A 22,916-nucleotide genomic window follows, 5' to 3' on the forward strand; every position below is an offset into this window, starting at 1 on the left:
GCTACAGCAGCTTCTCAATGTCTTTGCGGATGTCCTGCGGCTTCGCGGTCGGCGGGTAGCGCCGGATCACCTGACCGTCCCGGCCAACCAGGAATTTGGTAAAGTTCCACTTCACCTTTTCCGATCCCATCAGGCCCTTGGCTTCGCTCTTCAGGAACTGGAACAGCGGATGGGTGCCATCGCCATTCACTTCAATCTTCGAGAACATCGGGAAATCCACGCCATAATTCAGGCTGCAGAATTCGCTGATGGCATCGTCTTTGCCCGGATCCTGATTCAGAAACTGGTTGCACGGGAACCCAAGCACCTCCAGACCACGCTCGCCCAACTCTGAGTGCAGGCCCTGCAGGCCCTCGAACTGAGGCGTAAACCCGCACTTGCTGGCCGTATTCACGATCAGAAGCACCTTGCCACGGTAATCCGCCAGGCTTTTCTCGTTGCCCTTGATGTCTCGAGCGGTAAAGTCGTAAACGCTGGTTGCTGACACAACAGTCTCCTTCGCCATTGCTGGTTTTAATTTTTCGAAATTAAATTGTGCACAATGCTTCTTGAAAAGCCAAGGAATGGATGCGATTCCGGCCCCAAACCTGAGACAGAACTTCAGGATTAACCGCTAAATCTGCCTTAACCTGCCACAATTCATCATAATTTCCCTGTTGCCGCCGCCCCTCGCTCCGCTAGAATGAAAAGCCATTAACTGACTGTTTTATTTTTACGAATTCAGACCAAGGAAACCTGGGCCTTATGCAGAACTACTACAAATCCGCCAAGCTGGATAACGTGTGCTATGAAATTCGTGGCGTAGTTCTGCGGGAAGCACGTCGACTGGAAGAGGAAGGCCACCGGGTGCTCAAACTGAACATCGGCAACCCGGCAGCGTTTGAGCTGGATGTTCCAGAGGAAATCCAGCAGGACGTAATCTACAACATGCACCAGGCTCAGGGTTATGTGGAATCCAAGGGCCTGTTCTCGGCGCGCAAGGCAGTCATGCACTACTGCCAGCAGCGCGGCATCGACAAAGTCGACATCGACGATATCTTCCTCGGCAACGGCGTCAGCGAGCTTATCGTGATGTCGATGCAGGCGATGCTGAACACCGGCGATGAGGTGCTCATTCCGGCTCCGGACTACCCGCTCTGGACGGCTGCCGTCACCCTGTCGAGTGGCAAACCCGTACACTACCGGTGCGATGAACAGCAAAACTGGTTTCCGGACATCGACGATATCCGGAAAAAGATCACCCGCCGGACCCGCGCCATTGTCCTGATCAACCCCAACAACCCTACCGGGGCAGTTTATACCCGGGAGCTGCTGGAACAGGTGATCGAACTAGCGCGCCAGCACAACCTGATCGTGCTGTCGGACGAAATCTACGACAAAATCCTCTACGACGGCACGGTGCACGTGTCCACCGCCGCACTGGCCGATGACGTGCTGTTTTTCACCTACAACGGCCTGTCGAAAAACTACCGGGCCGCCGGCTATCGCTCGGGCTGGATGATCATCAGTGGCGCCAAGCACCGGGCCACAGACCTGATCGAAGGCATCGAGATGCTCTCCAATATGCGTCTTTGCGCCAACGTGCCAGCGCAACTGGCGATCCAGACTGCCCTGGGTGGTTATCAATCAATCAATGATCTGGTCGCCCCGGGTGGACGGCTGTACGAACAGCGCGAGACAGCCTGGCGTATGCTTAATGACATCCCCGGCGTCAGCTGCGTGAAACCGCAGGGCGCCCTGTATCTGTTCCCGAAACTGGACCCCAAGCATTTCCCGATCGTAAACGATGAAAAGCTGGTGCTGGACCTACTACTGCAGGAAAGAATCCTGCTGGTACAGGGCTCGGCGTTCAACATCGACGACAAGCAGCACCTGCGGGTTGTATTCCTGCCACGGGAAGACGCCCTGGAAGATGCCATGTCCCGCCTGGGTAGCTTTCTCGGTAACTATCAGCAATAAGGTTTTTCATGGCCGACATTCACGTTGAGGAATTCTACAAGGACGTCGCCATTGCGCTGGTCCAGCTTTATGGCGCCTTCCCCCGCCGGGTCAATCTGTTCGTCGAGGACATAGCCGGCCCGGATGAGCCGGATGAGTTCGGACTGCACAGCAAACGCCACATGGCCTGCTTTGGAGCCCTGCTGTGGCTCCAGGAAGAAGGTTTATTGCGCTATGTGGACACCATCCGGCAAGAGGCCCTGGACCAGGCGGTGCTCAGCCATGCCGCATTCGTTCGGCTGAGTGCTCCGGCGCCGGCGTCGTTGAACCAATTGGTGACGCCGTCGTCCCAGACGAGCGACGGACAGCTGCCAGCGTCGGTCCAGCAGGACCTGTCGACCTACATCCATCTGATTCGCACGGCGCTTAAATCCGGCCATTCCGGGCGCATCAGTCAAATCGTTCAAGCCACGTTTTTTGCTGATCGCAACGGTTAAATTCAGCGGCAGGTATTGAAGCCGTGAACTGCGACCCTATATTCCGGTCTTAAGCACGGCTTCAAAGTGTTCGATAGACAATTCAGGGATTTAATATGCGGATTCTGTTGTTTCTGGCCACCAACCTTGCGGTCATCCTGGTCGCGAGTTTCACGCTAAGACTGCTTGGCGTCGACAGCTACCTCTCCCAGCACGGCATTCAATACGGACCGCTGCTGGCATTTGCCGCAGTCTTCGGCTTTGCCGGCGCCATCATTTCGCTACTGATTTCAAAGCCCATGGCGAAGTGGAGCACCAAGGCCAAGATCATCGAATCTCCGCGCACGCCGGCAGAACGCTGGCTAATGGAGACGGTGGCGGACCTGGCCAAGAATGCCGGCATCGGCATGCCGGATGTCGCTATTTTCCCGGCTTCACAGTCGAACGCCTTTGCCACCGGCTGGAACAAGAACGATGCACTGGTAGCAGTCAGTGAGGGGCTTCTGCACCGATTCAACAAAGACGAAATCCGTGCGGTACTGGGGCATGAAATTGGCCACGTGGCCAACGGCGACATGGTTACCCTCGCACTGATCCAGGGGGTGGTGAACACCTTCGTGATCTTCGCCTCCCGGGTAATCGGTTCGTTCGTCGACCGGGTCATCTTCAAGAACGAGAGTGGCCACGGCATCGGCTTCTTCGTGGTCAGCATTGCCGCCGAAATCGTCCTGGGCATTCTGGCCAGCACCATTGTGTTCTGGTTCTCCCGGCGGCGAGAGTTCCGGGCTGACATTGCTGGCGCACAGCTGGCCGGGCGATCGGCCATGATCAGCGCGCTGGCCAGACTGAAACAGGAAAGTGAGATGCCGGATCAAATGCCGGATACGCTGCAGGCCTTCGGTATTAACCGGGGCGCCAGGGGCGGACTTAGTGCCCTGTTCATGACCCATCCACCGCTGGAGGACCGGATTCAGGCCCTCAAGCAGGCGGGGCTCTAAACAAAAAAGCCGGGGCAAATGCCCCGGCTTTTTTATGGGTCGATCAATCAGATTTTCAGCTTGAATCCGATGGCCCGAAAGCTGTCTTGCAGCGATTTGCTCGTGCCCTTCAGCTGTACTTTCAAGCTGGAGCACTCGCGGCGCACCGGATAATCCCGGCGCAACTGGTCGAACGCAGCAGCCCGCTCCTGGTCTGATCCCTGCATCGCTATCCGCAATCGGGCGTCGTCCTGGCGTGGGTCGTAACAAGCCCGCAGCGCAATTTTGATCGCGTCGTCTTCGTCAGCCGCACTGGTAAAGGACACCTTGCTCAACGCCGGCTCAGGCAAAAACTGCCCTGCCTGCTTGCGCACCGGAAACCCCAGGTAACGGCTCAAGGCCCGGTAGATCATCTCAGTGCCCTGTACCTTGCCTTCGAGGCTGTAACCGGCAATGTGCGGAGTCGCCAGCCAGACCTGCTGGACCAGCTCCGGATCGATCGCGGGCTCGCCCTCCCAGACATCAAGCGCCACCACCGGTGTGCTGGCCTGAGACAACCGGGTCTTCAGGGCCTGGGTATCGATTACCTCGCCCCGTCCGGCATTGATCAACAGCTGGTCGGCCGACAGACCCTCCAGCTCATCGGCGCCCACCATGTGATGGGTGGCATGAGGCTGATTCCGGGTCAGCGGGGTATGGAGGGTGACCACATCGCAGGTCAGGGCTTCGTCCAGGGATACAAACGGGGTATCGGACTCGTTTTCAAGCTCGGCCCGGGGCGGATCGCACAGGCGCACATCGAAGCCAAGCCGCTCAAGTTTGCGGGCCAGCTCGCTGCCAACATTGCCAACACCGACAATGCCAACACTCAGCCGGGTCCAGTCCGCCAGTCCGCGCCGCTCGGCGTGCACCGACAGCACCGACAGCACGTACTCCACCACACTGTTGGCATTGCAACCGGGGGCGGCAGAAAAACGAATGCCGTTGCGCGCCAGCCACTCCTCGTCGACATGATCAGTGCCAATGGTCGCCGTGCCTACAAAGCGGACCTTGCTGCCTTCCAGTAGCTCAGGTCCGACCCGGGTCACCGAGCGGACCAGCAAGACTTCAGCGTCACGAACGTCGCTGGCCGTCATGGTGCGGCCAGACACCCGTCGGATTTCACCGATTTCTCCGAAGAAGGAATCCAGTAATGGAATGTTTTCGTCAGCTACGATCAACATGATGTCGTCCGGTCCTGTCAGTTCCTTCGCTGGCGCTGATTTCTTCCACCGGGACCACCCCGACCGCCCTGAGGGCGCCGACCCCGCTTCCGGGTAATGGGCGGGTTCTCCATGGGCGTCATCAATGCCTCATCCGGCACCGTGGTGTTCAGTTTCTGGCTGATATAGGTTTCGATCGCCGGCAGCGCAAAGGAATCGTCCTCCCCGGCAAAACTGACCGACACCCCGTGCTTGCCCGCGCGCCCGGTACGGCCGATGCGGTGCACATAATCTTCAGCATTATCGGGAAGATTGTAGTTGAAAACGTGGGTCACACCGTTGACGTGGATACCACGACCAGCCACATCGGTGGCCACCAAGACCTGAATACTGCCTTTCTTGAACTGATCCAGGGTCTTCAGTCGTTTATTCTGGGCGATTTCACCTGACATCAAGGATACTTTCACGCCCTGGTTGCGCAGGTCCTCTTCCAGGTCCCGACACTGATCCCGCCGGTTGGCGAATACAATCGCCTTTTCCACTTCCGGGCGCTTGAGGTAATTCACCAGCACCGGCAGCTTCTCGTCCTCTCCCACCAGGTAAACCGATTGTTCAACACGTTCAGCCGTTTTCTGCTCCGGCTCAATTTCCACGAACTCGGCATTCTGGGTCCACATTGAGGCAAGGTTCAGCACATCCTGGTTAAACGTCGCGCTGAACAGCAGGGTCTGACGATCTTCCTTCGCGGTACACTTACGGATGATCCGCTTGACGTCGGGGATGAAGCCCATATCCAGCATGCGATCGGCTTCGTCCAGGATCAGGATATCGAGCTGGTCCAGGAACACATCCTGGGAGCCGAGGAAATCGATCAGGCGGCCTGGTGTCGCCACCAGAATATCCACCACTTCGTTCTGCAACTGATCCCGCTGCTTGTCGTAGTTCATGCCGCCGACAACGGTAACCACATTGTGGCCGGTGTGCTCGCACAACTGCTCGGCGTCCTTGGCAATCTGCATAGCCAGCTCGCGGGTGGGCGCCAGCGCCAGTACCCGGGGCTCGGACGCGAAACGGTCGGTTTTCGGAATCGGGGTCTCCAGCAGCGCCTGGATAGCAGTAATCAGGAAGGCCGCGGTCTTACCGGTGCCAGTCTGGGCCTGGCCGATCAGATCTTCACAGGCCAGGGTCCAGGGCAGGGTTTCCGCCTGAATCGGTGTGCAGTATTCAAAGCCTATTGCCGAGATGGCGTCCTGAAGCTTCTGGTTCAGATTAAGGTCCTGGAACCGGAGGTCGCCAGTGTGCTTGGGTTCAGATGTCATACAGTCTCAGTTTTCCTTGAGGGGTTCTTAGCGGACGTTGACGGTGCAATGCGCTCGGCATCCCGATGCCAGTTAATGGCATGCGTGTCAGTGGTTCCGTAAAAGATTTTCAGTGCGTCCAACAATAAGCCAGCTCGGTGTGGCAGACCCTGTGTCAGGTATTGGTTTGCCTGGGCTTTTACACCCTGCCTGAACGCCTGCTCGTTGGCTGCGCCATCGCCAGACAGATTATCCACACTGATGTGAAACCGGGTACCCGCCGCTATGGAAAATAACCATTCCAGTGCCTGGGGCTTAATCTCAACCTGCTCGAACGCGCGTTGTTGTTCTGCTGTGCGGCCGTCCGGACAGTACCAATAACCATAGTCGTGAAGTGTGCGCCGATACTCACCTGCGATACACCAATGACTGATTTCGTGCAGAGCACTGGCATAATAGCCATGTGCGAAAATAATCTGCGCCAAGCCATTTTCGCCGTCGGCTGGTCGGTACTCGGGTTCATCGCCGCCCCTGACCAGAATTGTCCGGTGACTTTCCCGGAACAGGTCATTGAACAGCATGATAAGCTCATTTGGACTGTGATTCATTGGCTCGCTATTGTGCGACTTTACAGCGTTCAATACCAGAGGGAACTTTGAGACGGAAAGGGTGGAACTTTGAGCACCCGCTTCTGTCCACTGGCATCGGACGCGGAACAGAACGTCGAACCAAATCGGCTTCGACGCAGTCAATTAACGTATAGAGCGAAACCAGGAACCAACATTCACTATGACAGCACCTGCCGCAGTGCCCTCCACCGGCCGACAGGGCCTCGCCCTTACCCTGACACTGGCGCTCTGTGCCCTTCTCACGATAGCCAGCCCGGCCTTCGCCCTGGGTTCAGGCAGCAATTCCCTGTTCGGTGGCAATAACAGTGGTTTCCTGCCCGTCGATGAAGCGCTGCCATTCCGCCACAGCACCGATAACGGCGCCGTGATTCTGGCCTGGGACGTCACCCCCGGTCATTATCTGTATAAAGGCCGGCTAAGCGTCAGCCCGGTCACCGAGGGCGTCGAAACCGGTGAACCGCAGTTTTCACTCGCTGGGAAAACCACCCACGACGAATTTTTTGGCGAGGTGACCGTTTTCTATGACCCGGTCGAGGTACGTGTTCCAATCACCCTGCCTGAGGGCGTCCGGGAAGCCGAACTGAAAGTAACCTATCAAGGCTGCGCCGAGGCCGGCCTGTGCTATCCCCCGCAAACTCGCGATGTCCTGTACTTCCCGGGCAGTGATGCCAGCGCAAACACAGCCGTTGCCACAGCCTCTGACAATGCGTCCAGCGGTACCAATACTGGCGCGAACACGCCTGCCACGTCCGACATGAATACCTCCACGGCCACAGGCCTGGCAGGCTTTCTGTCGCAGCAATCGACGCTGGTCATCGCCGGCGTTTTCTTTCTGCTCGGACTCGGGCTGACTTTCACCCCCTGTGTGCTGCCCATGGTGCCCATTATTTCCACTCTGGTGTCGGGCCGAAACACTCGCAGCTCAGGCCAGGCGTTAATGCTGTCCAGTAGCTACGTGCTGGGCATGGCACTGACCTATGCCGCCGCAGGCGTCCTGACTGGCCTGCTTGGAGCCAGTTTCAATCTGCAGGCGCAATTGCAGTCGCCCTGGGTGCTGGGCGGGTTTGCTGCCCTGTTTGTCCTATTCGCGCTGTCGATGTTTGATCTGTTTGAAATCCAGTTACCGCGAGCTATTCGCGAGCCGCTGGACAACGCCAGTCATCGTCTGACGGGTGGCCGGATGATCAGTATTTTCGGCATTGGCGCGCTCTCGGCACTAATCGTCTCACCCTGCGTATCCGCTCCACTGGCCGGAAGCCTGCTGTATATCTCAACCACCCAAGATGCCGTGATAGGCGGTGCCGCCCTGTTCGCACTCGGCCTCGGCATGGGTGTTCCGCTCATCCTGGTTGCCGTTGGCGGCCGCAAGCTGCTTCCTGGCACCGGACACTGGATGACAACAGTGAAGCACTTTTACGGAGTGATGCTGCTGGCTGTCGCCATCTGGCTGGTCGAGCGCCTGGTACCGGCTTGGACGGCACTGACATTGTGGGGACTGCTGGTGGCCATCACCGGCGTACAGCTTGGCGCTTTCGATGCCGCCAAAGCCGGCTGGGAACGAACCCGGAAAGGCTTTGGCCTGGTCCTCTTCGCCTACGGTCTGGCGTTATTGGCCGGCGCCGTGGGCGGCGCCCAGGATCCACTGAATCCCCTGACGCCCTTTACGGCTGACTCGAGCATGTCAGTACCTTCCAGTGGCCTAACCAGTGGTACGAACCACGCGCTGTTCCAGCGCGTGGAGTCGCCAGAGGACATCCGTGCCATGCTTACCGAGGCACACAGCCAAAGTCGCCCGGTGGTGCTCGATTTTTACGCCGACTGGTGTATCTCCTGCAAAGTTATGGAACGCAACGTGTTCAGCGATCCTCAGGTCGTGCAGGCGTTAACGCCTTACACTCTGCTGCAGATTGACCTCACCGAGAACACTCCGGCCCAACAGGCCCTGCTGAACGAGCTTGGGCTGTTTGGGCCGCCAGCCATCCTGTTCTACAGTCGTAACGGACAGGAATTGCCGAACCAGCGCATTCTGGGAGAAATGGATCGAGAAGAATTCATGCGCCACCTGGGCGGTCTGGCCACCGGGGTGTGATTTGCTCAGGCCTCACCGCGCCGGATTAAGAATACAAACTCTCCGCCCTGCTCTTCCTCATTAACCAGCTCGTGGCCGAGAAACTGACAGAAGCGCGGAATATCCCGAGTAGTTGACGGGTCCGTCGCGAGCACCCGAAGCAAGCGCCCGGGCTCTACATCGTTGATGCGGTTGTGCAGCATCATAACCGGCTCCGGGCAAAACAGCCCCCGCGCATCCAGCTCTGCATCGAACTCTGGTACTGTCAAAAAAACGTCTCCTATGCCTTACCTGATTTTTCAGGGAAACCTGCTAAATTATTGTTTATAGATACTAAAACAATAGAGGTGAGTCATGATCCGAGTATTGATTGAACGCCATATCGCCGAGACCCTCGAGGAGGCTTACGAACAGCGGGCCCGCAAGGTTCTCCAGCAGGCGGTCAGTGAACCGGGATTTATTTCCGGCGAGACTCTGTCTGACCGTCACGACCCCAATCATCGAATCACCATGGCGAACTGGCGCTCCGAGGCCGATTGGGATCGCTGGTTCCACTCCCAGGAACGTAGGGAGCTGATGGCAGAACTGGTCCCCATGATGGATCGCGAGGAAATTATCACGGTGCTGGAACAGAGTGCGGTCTAGCGCCGCAACACCGCCTAGCCGGTCCGCTCGATAAAGCAGGTGATTTCTTCGCGGTCGTGGTAGAGGTGGCGCGCACGTAATTGAAAGCCAAGGCCCGCCTCTTTCAGCCCCTGACGAATAATATCACGGCAAATCAGCCACTCATCATAGCGCTTTTTCATCGGCAGCTTCAGATTGAACACCGTGTAACGGCAATGCCCTCCGGCCAGCCAATCGACCGCCAGCTTGGCGGTTTTCCTCGGCTGATCGACGATATCGCACACCATCCAGTCTATGCCCCGCTTGGGGCGCCAGCTGTAACCATCTGCTTCAACATGCTCAACCTGACCGGAGGCCATCAGCTCTTCGTTCATCGGCCCGTTATCCACCGCGGTCACGAACATACCCTGGCGTACAAGCTGCCAGGTCCAGCCACCCGGGGCCGCGCCCAGGTCTGCGGCCTTCTTACCGCCGCCCAGATAATCCAGTTCCTGGTCAGCTGGCAGGAATACCTTCCAGGCTTCCTCAAGCTTCAGCGCGGATCGGCTCGGTGCCGAGGCAGGCAGGCGCAATCGGGGAATTCCGCTGACAAAACGGGCACGGTTTTCTTCCAGGCTGAACCCGACGACCGCCTCCGCGAACTCTGACAACAGCACTTCAAAGCGGGCTGGCGCCGGCGCGTTCTGGTCCGTCTTCAGAAGTCCTGCTCCACGCATACCACGGGACAGGGGTGACACCCATTTTCGGGCGAAATTACCGAGATCGCCGTCGGCATTGGTTTCCGGCAATCTGACCTCCAGTCGCGCGCATCCCGGATACCCCCGCTCCAGGCTGCTCAGGCCATCGATCACCGCCCCCACTCGATCATATTCTGGTAGCGGAATCCGCGCCAGCACCACAAACCAGTCGCGAACGAAGACCATCGTCGACAGCTCCAGTCGCGACAGCAGGTCGTCCGCGGTCTCCGGACCACTGAGGGAGAACCAGACCAGTCCGGAGTCTTTCTGCGGCTCAAAGAAGCCAAATATGCCAGACTCTGCGGCCCGGTCTGTCAGCTCGCGACCGGCCTCGGTTTCAAAACCCGGGCGGCAAAATACAACAACCTGTTCCATGCAATACCTGTTTTGTTCGGGCCGACGACACGGCTCTATAAATTTCAAACTGTTTAACATCCGTGGCTTAGCCCATCGGCTACACTTCTAGATCTGATACCCGTGGAAAACCCGATGTTGCGCGCCTTTCGCCAAATCGTCCTCTTGAGTCTTTGCCTGCTGCCAGCCGCAGCCTTTTCCTATGCATCGAATTCAGGACCGGCATGCCCAATCCTCGATGCCACCAGTGCAGAGGCCAGGCAGTCACTGATGCGCTACATCTGCTATTACAGCGCCCCACCTGGCAATCCCGCCCATGAAGCAGACACTCCCGACGAGCTGCCAGCGCAACTCAACTGGCGCCTCGCAGAAGGCCAGGACCTGGTCTTCAGCCATACCCCATCGGTTTACTGGATTCGGCTGAACGTTACCAATCCCGACGATTATCGAAGCCTTTGGTACCTGACCCTGAACTACCCGCTGATTGATGAGGTGACGTTCTGGCAGTCGGGTAGCGGCGCAAATCGCCTGATTGAAACCGGCGACCAACGACCCTTTGATTCCCGAGGCATAGACTACCGGTACTTCTTGCTACCCGTCACGCTCGACAGCGCCGAAACCAAGGCTATCACTATTCGGATAAAAAGCAGCGGAGCACTTAATGTGCCGCTGACTTTTGAATCTCCTAGCGAAGTCATTGTCGCAAGCAATCACCTTACCCTGAGTCACGGCCTGTTTTACGGCGCGCTGCTGGTTTTTTCCGTGTTCAACCTACTGCTGTTTTTCAGTTCGGGAGCCATTTACTATTTCTACAACGCGTTCTACATGGCCGCCATGGGGCTGTTCATGTTTGCCATGGGCGGGTTTGCCAACCAGTATTTCTGGCCAAATAGTACCAGCTTAGCCAACACTTCCATCCCACTGAGTCTGGTGCTCTGCGCGCTGTCGATGACGCTGTTCGGTCGGTCATTCCTGGAAATTGGCGAGAAGTCCCTGGCCGGCCTGGCCACAAAAATGCTGGCCTGGGCGTGCGCGGCCTTCCTGGGATTGACCCTGTTACTGCCGTACAGCAGCACTATTATGCTAAATACTGTCCTGGCCCTGACGGTATTAGCGAGCCTGTTTGTCATCGCTATTGGCCGATGGCGCCAGGGCTATCAGCCCGCCATGTGGTACGTGGTCGCCTGGCTGGTCATGCTTACCGGAGGGCTAATATACGCCCTGGCAGCATTCGGTTACCTTGCTGACTTCCTTGCTCGCGAAGCGCTGATGCAGTTCGTGGTGGGTGGTCAAGTTATACTCCTGAACTATGCCATGGTGCAGCGCTGGCGCCTGTTGAACGAGAAGATCCTCGCGGTGGAGCATTCCGCCCGCACCAACCTCGAATTCAAGGTTCACGAACGTACCTCACAGCTTCGCAACACCATGCGAGAACTGGAGAAAGCCAATCGCCAACTGGCCGCACTCAGTCTGAACGATGCGTTAACCGGACTGCAGAACCGGCGCCACATGGACAACATCCTGCCCGAACTCTGTGCCGAAGCCCGCCGGACCGGACACCCTCTCACTATCGCCCTGCTGGACGCCGACCACTTCAAAAACATCAACGACACCTGGGGCCACAGCTTTGGCGACACCTTCCTGCAATTGATTGCCGACGTCCTGACCCGCCACACCAAGCGCCCAAGAGACGTGGCCATCCGATTTGGCGGAGAAGAATTTGCACTGCTCTTGCCGGGAACGGGCATTGAAGGCGCCCATCAGCTCTGCGATTCCATTCTCCGGGCCATTGAATCCAAATCATTGGCAAGTCCCGACGGAGCCTCAGCCCGGATTACTGTCAGTGCCGGTGTCGCCGCCCTCAGCCCGGGCGAAGACCAGGACAGCCTGTTCAAACGCGCGGACGACGCCCTGTATCGGGCCAAGGCAGAAGGACGGAACCGAATTATCGTGTCCGATCACACTCCAGTCGACGAGGCCTAAGCCTCGCCCAGTTTGTCTACAAAGGTTCGGGCCTGCCGGGCCGCATCGGCAATCAGGGCCGACTGGCTGCTCTGTTGACGCGCAAGCGGCTGGAAATCGTGATTACCACCTTCCAACCACTCAACCTGCACCCGGTCCCAGGTTTCAGGATACCCATCCAGCTCCTCGAACTTGCCAAACGGGTCCCGGGTGCCCTGCACAACCAGCATGGGGCAGCGCAGCGACGCAAAGTGATCCGTGCGCCACTTGTCCAGTCGACCGGGAGGATGGAAGGGGTAACCAAACCCCACCACCCCAGCAATGTCTGACCGATTACTGGCCAACACACTCGCCATTCGGCCACCCATGGACTTGCCACCGACCAGCACCGGGCAACCATCATTCAATTCCTGCCGAACCTGGTCGACCACCTCAGAAAAATACTCGAGTAACCGGGGCTGACGGTCGGGCGGTCTCTTACGGCCATCCTCTCGCCGTTTCTGCATGTACGGAAACTCGAACCGCACCGTCGAAATGCCATTAACTTCAAGCGCCTGCGCAAGCGCTTCCATAAACGGTGAGTCCGCCGGCGCTCCAGCACCGTGAGCCAGAACCAAAACCGCGCGGGATCCTGTGCCAAAACTTTTCGTTTTCATCAAATTCACTGAATTCACCTTCCGGTTTGAAGCAACTATCATTGCAACTCAGGTAGAGGTATCTGCGCCAATCAAACTGGCCTCCACGGTGGACCACCGAGGGGCGCCATGTTGCTGATTCCGGCGCCTTTGAGAGGGTTTTGGAGTTGACCTGAGTCATTGCAAAGCGCTCATGCTTTCTCCATACTTGCGCCCGCATATTTTTCACTTGAAACCCATTGGTAAGGCTATGAGCACAGTAAATGCAAACCTGACTTACAACTACAAGGTGGTGAGACAATTCGCCATCATGACGTTGGTCTGGGGCATTGCAGGCATGGGTATGGGCGTTCTGATCGCGTCCCAACTTGTCTGGCCAGCAATGAACCTGGACATGCCCTGGACGCACTTCGGTCGTCTCCGCCCACTTCACACGAATCTGGTCATCTTCGGATTCGGTGGTTCGGCGTTGTTTGCCACTTCCTACTATGTCGTCCAGAGGACTTGTCAGGCAAGGCTGATTTCGGACAGTCTGGCCGCATTTACCTTCTGGGGCTGGCAGGCGATTATGGTCGCCGCAATCATCACCCTTCCCCAGGGCCTTACCTCCACGAAGGAATACGCCGAACTTGAATGGCCGATCGATATCGCCATTGCGGTCGTCTGGGTTTCTTACGCGCTGGTCTTCTTCGGCACTGTGATGAAGCGCAGCAGCCCGCACATCTATGTGGCCAACTGGTTTTACGGTGGTTTTATCATTACCGTTGCCATTCTTCACATCGGTAACAACCTGGCGCTGCCGGCTGGAGCATTCAAGTCCTACTCCGCCTACGCTGGCGTGACCGACGCCATGATGCAATGGTGGTGGGGCCACAATGCGGTAGGCTTTTTCCTGACCGCCGGCTTCCTGGGCATGATGTACTACTTCGTTCCCAAGCAGGCCAATCGCCCGATCTACTCCTATCGTCTGTCGATCGTCCACTTCTGGGCTCTGATCGCAACTTACGTATGGGCTGGTGGCCACCACCTGCACTACTCGGCACTGCCCGACTGGGCCCAGACCGCAGGCATGGTTATGTCCCTGATTCTGCTGGCTCCGTCCTGGGGTGGCATGATCAACGGCATGATGACCCTGTCCGGCGCGTGGCACAAACTACGCACCGACCCAATTCTGCGCTTCCTGGTGGTGTCCCTGTCGTTCTACGGCATGTCCACGTTCGAAGGCCCGATGATGGCGATCAAGACAGTGAATGCGCTGTCGCACAACACTGACTGGACGATCGGCCACGTGCACTCCGGTGCCCTCGGCTGGGTAGCCATGATCAGTATCGGCGCCATCTATCACCTGGTTCCGAAGCTCTGGGGCCTGCCATCCATGTACAGCGTTGGCCTGATCAACGTGCACTTCTGGCTCGCAACCATCGGTACCGTACTGTACATCGTCGCGATGTGGGTCAACGGCATCATGCAGGGCCTGATGTGGCGTGCGGTCAACGAAGACGGCACCCTGACTTACAGCTTTGTTGAATCACTGGAAGCTTCCTATCCGGGTTACTTCGTTCGGTTCATCGGTGGCGCCATCTTCCTCACCGGTATGCTGGTGATGGCTTACAACACCTACATGACCGTTCGCCAGAAAGATGCGGTTGCCCAGGATAATGCTGTGGCTCAGGCGGCGTAAGGGAAGAGAGAGACCAGATGAAACACGAAATAGTTGAAAAGAACCTTGGTCTGATGATCGTCCTGATCATCCTGACCATCAGTGGCGGCTTTCTGGTTGAGGTGGTCCCCCTGTTCTTCCTCAAAGAGACCAACGAGCCGGTAGAGGGCCTTGAGCCCTACTCCGCTCTGGAACTGGAAGGCCGGGACATCTACATCCGCGAAGGGTGTCACGTCTGCCACACTCAGCAGATTCGTCCGTTCCGGGCCGAAACCGAGCGTTATGGCCACTACTCCGTGGCCGGTGAGTTCGTGTATGACCGTCCGTTCCTGTGGGGCTCCAAGCGTACCGGCCCTGACCTGGCCCGTGTTGGCGGCCGTTATTCAGATGCCTGGCAGCGCCAGCACCTGTATGACCCGCGCAGCGTTGTGCCTGAGTCCAACATGCCTGCTTTCCCGTGGCTGTTCGAAGATCGGGTAGATCACACCAAGACCGTAGACAAGATGGAAACTCTGCAGACCTTGGGTGTGCCTTACACCGACGAACAGATTGCGAACGCCGAGTCGCAAGTGGAAGGTAAATTTGAAATCGAGGCTCTGGTCGCGTACCTGCAACAGCTAGGTACTGTGATTTCAGACAAGCGGTGATCCCGATGGATATGAACGAGTTACGCGGTATCCAAACGATTCTGGTCATGATCGCATTCTTGGGCATTGTCTGGTGGGCCTACAGCGCTCACCGTAAAAAAGCCAATGATGAGGCAGCGCATCTGCCGTTCGATGACGACGATGTGGAAAAGCGTACTCTCGAACAGGAAAAAACGGAGAAGAAACAATGAGTACCTTTTGGAGCCTCTGGATCAGCGTGATCGTGCTCGGTACGATTTTCGGCTGTGTATGGCTGCTGTGGGCAACCCGCAAGAGCCAGACCACCGACACCGAGACGGACCGTACCACCGGCCATTCCTTCGATGGTATCGAGGAATACGACAACCCGCTGCCGAAGTGGTGGTTTTACCTGTTCCTGGCAACCTGCGTGTTCGCTCTCGGCTACCTGGTCCTGTATCCCGGCCTCGGTAACTTCAAGGGCATTCTGGGCTGGACCTCCGTCAATCAGTGGGAGGCCGAGGTGGCTGACGCTGAGGAAAAATACGGCGAGATTTACGCCCAGTTCGGTAACACCCCGGTAGTAGAGTTGGCCAACAACGATGATGCCCTGAAAATCGGTCAGCGCCTGTATGCCAACAACTGCCAGGTTTGCCACGGCTCAGCGGCTCGCGGCCAAATCGGCTTCCCGAACCTGACCGACGATGATTGGCTCTACGGCGGCACACCGGAAGACATCCTGAATACCCTGCACAACGGTCGTATGGGCGCCATGCCGGCCAAAGGCGTCATGCCCAACATGACCGGCGAGCAGGTGGACCAGGTCGTTAACTACGTGCTCAGCTTCAGCGGCCGGGAAAAGGACGCCGAAGCCGCCAAAGCCGGTGAAGCCGTCTTCGCCCAAGGTTGCGCAGCCTGTCACGGCGCCGACGCCAAAGGCAATCAAGCGGTCGGTGCACCTAACCTGACCGACAACATCTGGCTTTATGGCTCCACCTACGAGTGGATCAAGGAAACCGTAGTTCATGGTCGCCAGAACCAGATGCCCGCGCAAAGCGGTCGTCTGACTGAAGATCAGATTCAGATACTCGCTGCTTACGTATACAGCTTGTCCAACTGAGTTAGCCGGCCGGAGCGTTTGCTCCGGCCTGGTCTTTTCCAGCCTGAGTCCTGCTTGTCCGGGCCCAGCCTAGAACAGATCAGATAGCCCTCCGGGGCCATTTCGGGCTTTGCCCATTCATCGGGAGGTTTCGATGAGCAGTGAGATTCCGGTCAAGCAAATCGACCCATCTTCTGACCCCTCCGATAACAACAATAAACCCGGAAGCGTTGAACTTTACGCGAGTCGAAAGAAGATCTACGTCAAAGAAGTCAAAGGCTTCTTTCAGCGCATCAGGAACGTCAGCCTGCTGCTGCTCATGGGTATGTACTTCCTGTTTGTGTGGATCACTCAGGATGGCCAACCGCTGATCCTGTTTGATCTTCCCGCCCGGGAGTTTCACCTCTTTGGGCTCACCTTCTACCCGAAGGATTTCATCCTGCTGTCGGGGATGCTGATCATCTCGGCCTTTGGCCTGTTTTTTATCACCACCCTGTTCGGCCGGGTCTGGTGCGGTTACACCTGCCCACAAACCGTGTGGACGTTCATTTTCATGTGGGTGGAAGAACGCATCGAGGGCAGTCGGAATAAGCGCATGAAACTGGACCAGGCGCCCGGGTCCGGTAGCAAATTGTTCAAGAAATCCGCCAAGCACACGATCTGGATGCTGATCGCCCTGGCCACCGGTCTGACCTTTGTGGGTTATTTCTACCCGATCCGCGAACTGATTGCCGACATCTTTACGCTGCAGGCCAATGGCTGGGCCTATTTCTGGGTCGCATTCTTTACCGTCGCCACCTATCTCAACGCTGGCTGGATGCGCGAACAGGTTTGCCTGTACATGTGCCCTTACGCCCGCTTCCAGTCGGTCATGTTTGATCCCGACACCCGGGTGGTATCTTACGACCCCAATCGGGGCGAACCCCGTGGCGGTCGCAAGAAGGGTGTAGACCCGGCCGAGGCTGGCCTGGGTGACTGCATTGATTGCGGTCAGTGTGTCCAGGTCTGCCCCACCGGCATCGACATTCGTGATGGCCTGCAATACGAGTGCATTGGCTGCGCGCTGTGCATCGACGCCTGCGACGAGATCATGGATAAGATGGACTACCCGAGAGGCCTGATCCGTTACACCACGGAAAATGAGCTTGAGGGCAAACCGTCCAAGTTGCTGCGCCCGCGGACCTTCGGCTACGGTGCGGCCTTGCTGCTCATGATGGGCGCGATAGCGTTCACGATCGCTACCCGTGTTCCGGGTCAAATGGATGCGCTCCGTGACCGCGGCGCACTTTACAGTTTCAATGGCCAGGGCCGGATTGAGAATTCCTACACCCTGAAGATCGCCAACATGACCGAAGTGCCCCAGACCTTCGTACTGTCGGTACAGGGCCTGGATGACATTCAGATTCTGACGCAGACCTCGATCACTGTTCAGAGCGGCGAGAACAGATCGCTGCCGACCGTGGTCGACGTGCCGCCGGAATCGATCAGTCAGTCCAATAACGAGATCTTCTTCCGCGCGCAATCCGAAACGGATGAAACGCTGATGCTGGAAACTGAGAGCCGATTTGTCGGTCCAACGCGCTGATCAATGGAATGCGCAGCGACCACCCCCTGTTTTTATGAGAACGAATGATATGACTGAACAAGCCCCGATAGCCCCCTGGTATCGTCAGCCCTGGTTCTGGTTTCTGACCATCTTTCCCATTGCTGCCATTATCTGGTGTATCTCTATGATCATCGTGGCAACCAACCTCGACGACACCATGGTCACTGACGACTATTCCAAGGAAGGTCGTGGCATCAACCTGCAGATCGCCCGCGATCAAAAAGCGGCTGATCTCGGTATGATGGCGGAAATGGCTTTCGACCAGCGCACCATTGCCCTTGACCTCAGCACCGCCCAGGGCCCGGCAGAGTTCCCCTATCTGATCCTGAACCTGTTCCACCCTACATTGGCCGACCGAGACCGAACCGTGCAATTCCAGAAAGTCGGTACCGGGCAATACCGTGGCAACATGCTTGAAGATATAGATGGTCGCTGGTACTACGATCTGCGCGGGCCGGACAACGATTGGCGCCTGAAAGGCGAAGCCTGGCTGCCCGCTGAGAACGGCCTGACCGTAAGCTCAGAAGGTACTGTTCAAGAGTGACCCGAGAGTGATTCAAGAGTGATCCGAGAGTGCTTCCACTGCGGCGAGCCGGCCCCCGGCGAACCGGCCATTACCCTGGATCTCCGGGGCCAGGTCCGGCACTTCTGCTGCCAGGGTTGCAAGGCGGTCTGTGAAACCATCCATCGCGAGGGACTGACCGGGTTCTATGACATCCGCACTGAACCCGCAGTTACCCCCCGCGAGCTGGCACGCACCGAACTGGAACGGATTCGGGAACTCGACCACCCCCTGATTCAGAACACCTTTGTAACGCCGGTGAAAGCGGGCCAGGAAGCTCAGCTATTGATCGGTGGCATCACCTGCGCCGCCTGCATCTGGTTACTTGAAAACCACATGAAGCAGCAGCCCGGTATGCTTACCTTCACCGTTAATCACACCACGCAACGCGCCCGACTGGTGTGGGCATCGGACCAGACCCGGCTCAGCGATCTGCTGATTGCCATTGACCAGCTCGGCTATACTGCCCGCCCCTACCAACCCGATGAAGCGGAGCAACTGCTGAGAGCCGAACATCGCTCCATGCTGATCCGGTTGGTACTGGCGGGCATTGGCTCGTTCCAGAGCATGATGCTGGCGTTCCCGCTTTACTTTGAAATGGTGAACGACCTCTCCCCCGACTTTGTCAGCTTCTTTCGCTGGTTCAGCCTTCTGATCGCCACCCCGGTGGTGTTTTACAGTGCGCGGCCATTCTTCAGTAACGCCCTACGAGACCTGAAGACTCGGCATCTCACCATGGACGTGCCGGTGGCGATTGCCATTGGCCTGGCCTATCTGGCCAGCGCCTGGGTAACGGCGTTTGGTGGCGAGGAAGTTTATTTCGAGTCAGTGTGCATGTTCACCTTTTTCCTGTTGCTGGGCCGCTATATCGAAGTTCAGGCCCGATTTCGGGCCGGCCTGACCGGCAACGCCCTGGCCGGTTTCCAGCCCGGCGTTGCAGCCCGGGTGCGCGGCGAAGACGTGGACGTGGTGCCAACCCGTACCATAGAGCCGGGAGACATCATCCGGGTCCGTCCCGGAGAAACCCTGCCGGTGGATGGTGAAATCGTCAGTGGCCAATCCACGCTCAACGAAGCCGCTTTGACCGGGGAGTATCTACCGGAACCCCGCAACCCGGGCGATCAGGTGCACGCCGGCAGTATCAACGGCGAACATCCACTGGATATCCGGGTTACCAAGGCCGGCTCCCAGACTCGCTTGTCCAGCATCATGCGGGTACTTGACCGGGTGCAGTCTGAGAAACCGCCGGTCTCACTGATGGCGGACCGGATGGCCGGCAAATTTGTTGCGCGGGTACTGATTCTGGCACCCATTGTCTGGCTTGGCTGGTGGCTGGCCGGTGCCGATAATGCCTTCGACATCACCCTGTCGGTGCTGGTGGTCACCTGCCCCTGCGCACTGTCGCTGGCGACACCGACTGCCATTACCGCGGCCACCGTAAAACTGCGCCGCCTCGGGTTTCTGCCAACTCGTGGACACACTCTGGAATCCATGAATACCGTGGATACCGTTGTTTTCGACAAGACCGGCACCCTGACTCGCGGCGAATTGAATCTGGTCCATACCACCCTCCTGGGCAGCCAGGATGAGACCACCTGCCTGAGATTGGCCGCCGGACTGGAAAAACACTCGGAACATCCGGTTGCCCGGGTTTTCCACGATCGCTCATCTTCAGCGGTGGAACAGGTGCGCAACCATCTGGGGGGCGGACTGTCCGGAAAACTCGGCGACCAGAACCTGTTCATCGGTCACCAGGACTTTGTCCAGGGTTTTGTCAGTACGCCCGCACCAAAATCACCGGGCGCCCCGGGCATGGAAATCTGGCTGGCGTCAGACAACGAATGGCTGGCGTGCTTCGCGCTGGATGACCAACCTCGACCAGATGCCGCCCAGGCCATCCGCGAATTGCGGGACCTCGGTATTCGGACCCTGCTACTCAGTGGTGACCGCTCCGGACATGTCGAGCAGGTGGCGCGAACCCTTGGTATTACGGAGGCCATTGGGCAGGCTTCGCCCGAGCAGAAGCTTGAGGTACTGGAACGGCTCAAGGGTGAAGGCCGGCAGATCATGATGGTGGGAGACGGACTCAATGACCTGCCCTCCATGGCCGGCGCCGGGATTTCTGTTGCCATGGGATCAGCTGCGGATCTGACCCAGTTGCACGCCGATGCCGTACTGCTGAATGGGCAGCTAGTGCAGCTGATCGAGGCCCTCAAAACCAGCCGCAAAACTCGCAAAGTGATACGTCAGAACCTAATGTGGGCGTTGGTGTACAACGTTTGCGCCCTGCCGTTGGCCGCCGCGGGCATGGTTCCACCCTGGCTTGCCGCAATTGGCATGTCGATCAGCTCCCTGATCGTGGTCCTGAACGCCCTGCGCCTTGGCAAAGCCTCCACCCAACCCCAGCATCAGCATAATCCAGCGGTTGGCGCTCAGGTTGCGTCCTGATACCGTGCTGTAAACAGTTTTCGCGAGGTCTTGCTGTGCAAATCGTTATGATTCTGGTCCCACTGGTCCTGATTGTCGTTGCCCTGGGTATTGTCCTGTTTTCCTGGGCGGTCAAGAACGGCCAGTATGATGACCTGGAAGGCCCGGCCCACCGGATCCTGTACGACGACGACAAGGACATGATCCCGGACGAAGCTCGCACCGATCTGCCGACCGACAACAGCGACGAGAAATCGAGTAATCCCGAACCAGACGCTGACAAGGATTCACCGAAACACCCATGAGTCCGGAACTCTACCTCAGTTATCCCAGTGCCTTTCTGATTGGCTTGCTCGGAAGCACCCACTGTCTGGGAATGTGCGGGGGCATTAGCGCATCGCTGTCCATGGCTCTGCCAGTCGGCTCCGGATTCCGGTTCCGGCAATCACTCATGCTGCTGGCCTTCAATTTCGGGCGCATTACCAGTTATGCGGTTATCGCAGCCGGCGTGGCCCTGTTGAGCACGTCCGCCGCCGACCAATGGGCCGAACTTGGTGGATTGTTGCGAACGATCGCCGGACTACTGTTGATCCTGATGGGACTGTCGATGGCGCAGTGGTGGCAGGGGATCCGATACGTGGAGCGCATTGGCGCGCCGGTGTGGGCCAAACTGTCGCCGCTGACCCGCCGATTACTGCCGGTGCGACATCCGGGTCAGGCACTGGCACTGGGCGTGTTGTGGGGCTGGCTGCCCTGCGGCCTGATTTACAGCACCCTTGGTTGGGCTGCGCTGCAACCCTCTGTCGGCTCGGCCGCGCTCACCATGATGTTCTTTGGACTTGGCACCCTGCCGTCGATGCTGGCAACCGGCTACGCCGCGGGCTGGATCAAGGGATTGCAAGGTAACCGGTTATTCAGGAAGGGAACGGCGGTCATGCTGATCGTGTTCGGGCTGTGGACGCTGCCGCTGACTGCGTTTATGAGCCATTGACCGGATCACGCCAACCAAACGCGCACCCGGCCTGGACCATGTCTAGTCAGAGCCGCTACCGCTAGATGTTCAACACGTCCAAACGACCGAAACTGGCCATATCTTCGGGCTCGGTGGACTGAACCTCCTGTCCCTTGGCACTCGTAACCTCGGTACTCTTAACCGTGGAACCCCGACGCTCCCCTTCGCGGAAATCATAGAGCTTGTTATCAGCAAGGTGCGAAGGCTCTACGTTGCACAGGGCGCGGAACATGGTTTCCAGACGGCCCGGGTGCTGTTTGTCCCAGCTCTGGAACATATCCTTGATGACCTGGCGTTGCAGGTTTTCCTGCGAGCCACACAGGTTGCAGGGGATGATCGGGAATTCCCTGAGCTCAGCGTAGCGGGCAATGTCTTTCTCCCGGCTGTACGCCAGCGGACGGATGACTGTGTTGCGCCCGTCATCGCTGTGCAGGACCGGTGGCATGGACTTCATTTTGCCGCCGTAGAACATGTTCAGGAACAGGGTTTCCAGCAGGTCATCACGGTGGTGACCCAGCGCGATCTTGGTCACGCCGTGCTCTTCGGCAAAATTGTAGAGGATGCCGCGGCGCAGCCGGGAGCAGAGACCACAGGTGGTTTTTCCCTCTGGAACCTTTTCCTTAACAATGCTGTAGGTATCTTTTTCTATGATGTGGTACTCGATACCCAGCGCATTCAGGTATTCCGGCAGTACTTCCTCTGGAAATCCTGGCTGTTTCTGGTCGAGATTAACGGCGATCAGGTCAAAGGCAACCGGAGCGCTCTTCTGCAAGGCCAGCAGAATATCCAGCATGGCGTAGGAATCCTTGCCACCAGACAGGCAGCACATCACTTTGTCGCCAGCCTCAATCATGGAAAAGTCGGCTATCGCCTGTCCGACGTCATGGCGCAGGCGTTTTTGCAGCTTGTTGAGTTCCAGTTTCTGGTGGCGCTCAGACTCAGCGCTCTGGCCTTGTTCGGAACGGGCGATCATAGCTTCGGACATACCAACAACATTCATCAGATTAGTGAACGCAGAATTATACGCATCAGAAGGATCGAGTGA

General features: G+C 57.7%; 23 protein-coding genes. 15 read left to right on the forward strand and 8 right to left on the reverse strand.

Annotation, left to right across the window (positions count from 1 at the left end; genetic code table 11):
- Position 1 precedes the first annotated feature (1 nt).
- The gene (locus QUE89_RS10140; protein WP_434784065.1) at positions 2–487 is read right to left on the reverse strand and encodes a glutathione peroxidase; all 486 of its coding nucleotides are present in this window, start codon (positions 485–487) and stop codon (positions 2–4) included.
- Between the two features lie 257 nt (positions 488–744).
- On the opposite strand from QUE89_RS10140, the gene QUE89_RS10145 reads away from it, so the two are divergent.
- From QUE89_RS10145 to htpX, 3 genes are all read left to right on the forward strand, one after another.
- Entirely contained in the window at positions 745–1,959 is a 1,215-nt protein-coding gene (locus tag QUE89_RS10145) for a pyridoxal phosphate-dependent aminotransferase (protein ID WP_286219982.1), read from the forward strand.
- 8 nt (positions 1,960–1,967) lie between these two features.
- Positions 1,968–2,435: a hypothetical protein gene (locus QUE89_RS10150; RefSeq protein WP_286219983.1), complete on the forward strand. Its 468-nt coding sequence runs from the start codon at positions 1,968–1,970 to the stop codon at positions 2,433–2,435.
- Positions 2,436–2,530: 95 nt separating this feature from the next.
- The gene (htpX, locus tag QUE89_RS10155; RefSeq protein ID WP_041338135.1) at positions 2,531–3,412 is read left to right on the forward strand and encodes a protease HtpX; all 882 of its coding nucleotides are present in this window, start codon (positions 2,531–2,533) and stop codon (positions 3,410–3,412) included.
- Positions 3,413–3,459: 47 nt separating this feature from the next.
- Here htpX and pdxB read toward each other — a convergent pair whose 3' ends face one another.
- Genes pdxB through QUE89_RS10170 form a run of 3 tightly spaced genes read right to left on the reverse strand, consistent with a single transcriptional unit; the run spans position 3,460 to position 6,472 of the window.
- Positions 3,460–4,614, reverse strand: a complete 1,155-nt coding sequence (gene pdxB, locus QUE89_RS10160; protein ID WP_286219984.1) for a 4-phosphoerythronate dehydrogenase PdxB — start codon at positions 4,612–4,614, stop codon at positions 3,460–3,462.
- A gap of 17 nt (positions 4,615–4,631) precedes the next feature.
- Positions 4,632–5,912 (reverse strand): DEAD/DEAH box helicase, encoded by a 1,281-nt coding sequence (locus QUE89_RS10165; protein WP_286219985.1) that lies wholly within the window; start codon positions 5,910–5,912, stop codon positions 4,632–4,634.
- Entirely contained in the window at positions 5,909–6,472 is a 564-nt protein-coding gene (locus tag QUE89_RS10170; RefSeq protein WP_286219986.1) for an elongation factor P hydroxylase, read from the reverse strand. The genes QUE89_RS10165 and QUE89_RS10170 overlap by 4 nt, the downstream gene beginning before the upstream one ends.
- 208 nt (positions 6,473–6,680) lie before the next feature.
- On the opposite strand from QUE89_RS10170, the gene dsbD reads away from it, so the two are divergent.
- Positions 6,681–8,609, forward strand: coding sequence for a protein-disulfide reductase DsbD (gene dsbD, locus QUE89_RS10175; RefSeq protein ID WP_286219987.1), 1,929 nt, complete (start codon positions 6,681–6,683; stop codon positions 8,607–8,609).
- Between the two features lie 5 nt (positions 8,610–8,614).
- Here the strand turns inward: dsbD and QUE89_RS10180 are convergent, their stop codons facing one another.
- Positions 8,615–8,794: a sulfurtransferase TusA family protein gene (locus tag QUE89_RS10180; RefSeq protein ID WP_434784106.1), complete on the reverse strand. Its 180-nt coding sequence runs from the start codon at positions 8,792–8,794 to the stop codon at positions 8,615–8,617.
- Between the two features lie 148 nt (positions 8,795–8,942).
- Between QUE89_RS10180 and QUE89_RS10185 the strand changes: the two genes are divergently transcribed.
- Entirely contained in the window at positions 8,943–9,233 is a 291-nt protein-coding gene (locus tag QUE89_RS10185; RefSeq protein WP_286219990.1) for an antibiotic biosynthesis monooxygenase family protein, read from the forward strand.
- A gap of 14 nt (positions 9,234–9,247) precedes the next feature.
- Here the strand turns inward: QUE89_RS10185 and rlmM are convergent, their stop codons facing one another.
- Positions 9,248–10,324 carry a 23S rRNA (cytidine(2498)-2'-O)-methyltransferase RlmM gene (gene rlmM, locus QUE89_RS10190; protein ID WP_286219991.1) on the reverse strand — a complete coding sequence of 359 codons (1,077 nt, stop codon included), beginning with the start codon at positions 10,322–10,324 and terminating at the stop codon, positions 9,248–9,250.
- Between the two features lie 114 nt (positions 10,325–10,438).
- On the opposite strand from rlmM, the gene QUE89_RS10195 reads away from it, so the two are divergent.
- Positions 10,439–12,286 (forward strand): sensor domain-containing diguanylate cyclase, encoded by a 1,848-nt coding sequence (locus tag QUE89_RS10195; protein ID WP_286219992.1) that lies wholly within the window; start codon positions 10,439–10,441, stop codon positions 12,284–12,286.
- On the opposite strand, the gene QUE89_RS10200 is transcribed toward QUE89_RS10195, so the two are convergent.
- On the reverse strand, positions 12,283–12,837 hold the full coding sequence (locus QUE89_RS10200; protein ID WP_286219993.1) for an alpha/beta family hydrolase: 555 nt from the start codon (positions 12,835–12,837) through the stop codon (positions 12,283–12,285). The two genes, QUE89_RS10195 and QUE89_RS10200, sit on opposite strands and share 4 nt — an antisense overlap.
- A 313-nt stretch (positions 12,838–13,150) precedes the next feature.
- Between QUE89_RS10200 and ccoN the strand changes: the two genes are divergently transcribed.
- The 9 genes from ccoN (at position 13,151) to QUE89_RS10245 (ending at position 21,850) form a co-directional block, all read left to right on the forward strand.
- Positions 13,151–14,581 (forward strand): cytochrome-c oxidase, cbb3-type subunit I, encoded by a 1,431-nt coding sequence (gene ccoN / locus QUE89_RS10205; RefSeq protein WP_286219994.1) that lies wholly within the window; start codon positions 13,151–13,153, stop codon positions 14,579–14,581.
- A gap of 17 nt (positions 14,582–14,598) precedes the next feature.
- Entirely contained in the window at positions 14,599–15,207 is a 609-nt protein-coding gene (ccoO, locus tag QUE89_RS10210) for a cytochrome-c oxidase, cbb3-type subunit II (RefSeq protein ID WP_286219995.1), read from the forward strand.
- A 5-nt stretch (positions 15,208–15,212) separates the two neighbouring features.
- A complete protein-coding gene (locus tag QUE89_RS10215) occupies positions 15,213–15,398 on the forward strand; it encodes a CcoQ/FixQ family Cbb3-type cytochrome c oxidase assembly chaperone (protein WP_041338120.1) in 186 nt (61 codons plus the stop codon).
- The gene (ccoP, locus tag QUE89_RS10220; RefSeq protein ID WP_286219996.1) at positions 15,395–16,285 is read left to right on the forward strand and encodes a cytochrome-c oxidase, cbb3-type subunit III; all 891 of its coding nucleotides are present in this window, start codon (positions 15,395–15,397) and stop codon (positions 16,283–16,285) included. The genes QUE89_RS10215 and ccoP overlap by 4 nt, the downstream gene beginning before the upstream one ends.
- Positions 16,286–16,418: 133 nt before the next feature.
- Positions 16,419–17,849: a cytochrome c oxidase accessory protein CcoG gene (gene ccoG / locus QUE89_RS10225; protein WP_286219997.1), complete on the forward strand. Its 1,431-nt coding sequence runs from the start codon at positions 16,419–16,421 to the stop codon at positions 17,847–17,849.
- A gap of 49 nt (positions 17,850–17,898) precedes the next feature.
- Positions 17,899–18,414, forward strand: a complete 516-nt coding sequence (locus QUE89_RS10230; protein ID WP_286219998.1) for a FixH family protein — start codon at positions 17,899–17,901, stop codon at positions 18,412–18,414.
- 18 nt (positions 18,415–18,432) lie between these two features.
- Entirely contained in the window at positions 18,433–20,880 is a 2,448-nt protein-coding gene (locus tag QUE89_RS10235) for a heavy metal translocating P-type ATPase (RefSeq protein WP_286219999.1), read from the forward strand.
- A gap of 47 nt (positions 20,881–20,927) precedes the next feature.
- Positions 20,928–21,164, forward strand: coding sequence for a cbb3-type cytochrome oxidase assembly protein CcoS (ccoS, locus tag QUE89_RS10240; RefSeq protein ID WP_286220000.1), 237 nt, complete (start codon positions 20,928–20,930; stop codon positions 21,162–21,164).
- Positions 21,161–21,850 (forward strand): sulfite exporter TauE/SafE family protein, encoded by a 690-nt coding sequence (locus tag QUE89_RS10245; RefSeq protein WP_286220001.1) that lies wholly within the window; start codon positions 21,161–21,163, stop codon positions 21,848–21,850. The genes ccoS and QUE89_RS10245 overlap by 4 nt, the downstream gene beginning before the upstream one ends.
- Positions 21,851–21,911: 61 nt before the next feature.
- On the opposite strand, the gene ttcA is transcribed toward QUE89_RS10245, so the two are convergent.
- Entirely contained in the window at positions 21,912–22,856 is a 945-nt protein-coding gene (gene ttcA, locus QUE89_RS10250; protein ID WP_286220002.1) for a tRNA 2-thiocytidine(32) synthetase TtcA, read from the reverse strand.
- Positions 22,857–22,916: the final 60 nt, after the last annotated feature.

The sequence above is a fragment of the Marinobacter sp. LA51 genome, assembly GCF_030297175.1.
GTDB classification, from domain to species: Bacteria; Pseudomonadota; Gammaproteobacteria; order Pseudomonadales; family Oleiphilaceae; genus Marinobacter; species Marinobacter apostichopi.